The 3,027-nt window shown below is 39.5% G+C and carries 3 protein-coding genes; 2 read left to right on the top strand and 1 reads right to left on the bottom strand.

Features of this window, described 5'->3' with window-relative positions; all coding sequences use genetic code 11:
• The first annotated feature begins 261 nt into the window (after window positions 1-261).
• Window positions 262-663, top strand: a complete 402-nt coding sequence (locus ACOVO2_RS21495) for an acyl-CoA thioesterase (protein WP_421771957.1) — start codon at window positions 262-264, stop codon at window positions 661-663.
• 105 nt (window positions 664-768) lie between these two features.
• Entirely contained in the window at window positions 769-1,725 is a 957-nt protein-coding gene (gene ftsY / locus ACOVO2_RS21490) for a signal recognition particle-docking protein FtsY (RefSeq protein ID WP_421771956.1), read from the top strand.
• A gap of 97 nt (window positions 1,726-1,822) precedes the next feature.
• Here the strand turns inward: ftsY and ACOVO2_RS21485 are convergent.
• A partial coding sequence (locus ACOVO2_RS21485) for a sensor histidine kinase (RefSeq protein ID WP_421771955.1) occupies window positions 1,823-3,027 on the bottom strand: 1,205 nt, incomplete at its 5' end.

Below are 3,027 nucleotides of genomic sequence, written 5' to 3'. Positions count from 1 at the left end.
AACGATTTCAAAAAGATGATTGGAGAAAATCGAATCATATCACCCTTTCAGGATTTCATTAATTTGTCACCTTCTTTTCTATAATCATATCATGCTTTCAGCATCTGTCATAAAATAAACCTCGAAGAGGTGAAATGATTATAAAAAACACATAAATACAGATATTAAACCCCGAAGGAGTGATATTTTCCTATGTACATTTTAGTCAGTTGATTGATTAAATAATTACCTTTGATTTCACTTTAAATTTAGTCTTACCGAATGCCCCACGTCTTTTATTTGCCAATTACGGTTGCTCCCGAAGATATTGATGAACTTAATCATGTAAATAATATTGTCTATCTGCGTTATGTACAAGATGCCGCTATTGGGCACTGGAAAACTGTTCCGCAGGAAATTGCATCTCAGATTATCTGGATGGCTCGCCGACACGAGATTGATTACCTCAAACAAGCGTTTCTGGGCGATGAATTGGTTGCCAAAACTTGGGTTGATGATTTTGTGGGAGTAAAGAGTATTCGTCATTGCGAAATCATGCGGGGAGAGGAAGTTTTGGCTCGCTCAGTTACGCACTGGATTTCGCTCGATGCCCAAACTTTACGCCCGAAACGCATCACCGAAGAGATTGTAAAGCAGTTTTTCCCCGAATCAGAAGAAAGATAATTCAAAAAACACCCATTTTTCTAATAAAAAACGCTACTTTTGCCCAAGAAAATGACGTAAGCTTTCTTACTCATTCGCTCATTCAATCATTCACAATTAAAGAAGATGGGACTTTTTGACTTTTTTAGCAAGGAAAAAAAAGAAACGCTTGACAAAGGCTTAGAAAAAACAAAAACCAGTATTTTTGATAAAATCTCACGGGTAATTGTTGGAAAATCGAAGGTTGATGAAGAGGTTTTAGACGAATTAGAAGAGATTCTGATTAGTTCGGATGTGGGTGTCGAAACAACCGTAAAAATCATTCGCCGAATTGAGGCCCGTGTAGAGCGAGATAAATATACAAGTGTTGAAGAGTTAGACCGTATTTTGCGTGAAGAAGTTGCTGCCCTTTTGGCCGAAAACAATTCACAAGATGTAAAAGATAGCTACGAAACCGAGCATCTACCAAAACCTTACGTTTTGATGGTTGTGGGCGTGAATGGTGTAGGAAAAACAACTACTATCGGGAAATTAGCTCATCAGTTTCATAAAAGAGGTAAAAAAGTGGTTTTGGGAGCGGCCGATACTTTCAGAGCAGCAGCCGTTGACCAACTCAAACTTTGGGGCGAGCGTGTGGGCGTAACGGTTGTTGACCACGGCATGAACACCGACCCATCGTCAGTAGCATTTGATGCCGTGAAAAAAGGCATGGAATTGGGTGCCGATATTATCATTATTGACACAGCTGGCCGTTTGCACACCAAAGTAAACTTGATGAACGAATTGGGCAAAATCAAGCGTGTGGTGCAAAAGTTTTTACCAGAAGCCCCTCACGAAGTGATGTTAGTTTTAGATGGAAGCACTGGTCAAAATGCAGTAATTCAGGCAAGAGAATTTACGAAAGTGACCGAAATCAGTTCATTGGCCATTACAAAACTCGATGGCACAGCGAAAGGTGGTGTGGTTATCGGTATCTCAGATGAATTTAAGATTCCAGTAAAATATATTGGTGTTGGCGAAAAAATGGACGATTTGCAGGTTTTCAATAAAATGGAATTTGTTGATTCGTTGTTTAAGAAATAATATTGTGGAGTGAATCGGGCAACGGCGACCGACGCTCGGTTGTCTCCAGATTCGTTTTAAAATTAGCGAATCTCCAGATTCGCTCCACAAACATTTTTTACACCGTATCCAACAAAATCCTGAAGGTAGTTCCCTTATCTACTTGCGTATCTTTCACAAAAAGTTTGCCTTCGTGATAATTTTCAATAATACGTTTCGCTAGCGTGAGTCCTAAGCCCCAACCACGTTTTTTTGTACTAAATCCTGGCCTGAAAACCTTCCGCAAGTTCATTTTCGAGATTCCTTTTCCTGTGTCTCTGATATCAATCGCAATAGTTTTCTTTGCCGTTGGCGTAATCGTTACAAACAACTCCCCTCTTCCTTCCATCGCATCAACGGCATTTTTACACAAGTTTTCCACCACCCATTCAAGCAAGTGTTTATTTAAACTAACCTTCACATTATCAGATACTTTACTATCGAAATGTACTTTTACTTTTGTCGAAATTCTTCTTTCCAAATAACCCAATGTTTGTTGTATCAAAGGTGCAATCTGCTCTTCGCTCATCTGCGGAACCGAACCAATATTCGAGAAGCGAGTCGTGATGGTTTCCAGACGTTTTACATCTTTTTCCATTTCATCGCCAATACTCGCATCAAAACTTGGGTCAGAACGAAGAACCTCAACCCAAGCCATCAGAGCCGAAATCGGTGTGCCGAGCTGATGGGCTGTTTCTTTGGCTAAACCTACCCAAACTCGGTTTTGCTCAGCCTTACGAGAAGAACTATAAGCGATAAACGCCAACGAGCCGAAAATCAGGAATGTACCTAATAAAATGTAAGGGAAATAATGAAGCTGTTTAGCCAAGATAGAATTACTGTAATAGAGTGACACCTTAGAATTGCCAATTTTATCCTCAATTGGCGGATGCTCCTCTCGCATTTCGGCAATTTTACGATATAGCAACTCTTCCATTTCTTTAGGCTTCCATTTACGAGTAGAATCTTCAAATTCCTTTATATTTACATTGCTGATTGGCACTCCATTTTCTACCAAAATTGCGGGAACAGTCTCATTTGCTTCAAGAACTTCCTGCACAAAAGTATAGTCGCAATCAGTTTCTACACTTTTTTCTACAAAAAATTTGATACTGGCAGCATACAAAAGCACATATTTCTTTTCTCGCTCCTCCACTTGTTGAGCCAGTTGATTGAAATAATATAAAACCCCAGCACCAATTGCAAGCAAAACCGCAATCGCTACAAACCGCCAACCTGTTATTTGCTCATAAATATTTACAAAAACTTCTCTCTTTGCCATAA

This window comes from Emticicia sp., from assembly GCF_049241225.1.
In the GTDB taxonomy this organism is placed as follows: Bacteria; Bacteroidota; Bacteroidia; order Cytophagales; family Spirosomataceae; genus Emticicia.
The sequence above is the reverse complement of the archived record's forward strand: the minus strand, read 5'-3'. Positions and strand labels throughout refer to the sequence as shown.

Coding starts and splice junctions, on each gene's coding strand:
- ftsY (WP_421771956.1), top strand. CDS start 769: ATGGGACTTTTTGACTTTTTTAGCAAGGAAAAAAAAGAAACGCTTGAC.
- ACOVO2_RS21495 (WP_421771957.1), top strand. CDS start 262: ATGCCCCACGTCTTTTATTTGCCAATTACGGTTGCTCCCGAAGATATT.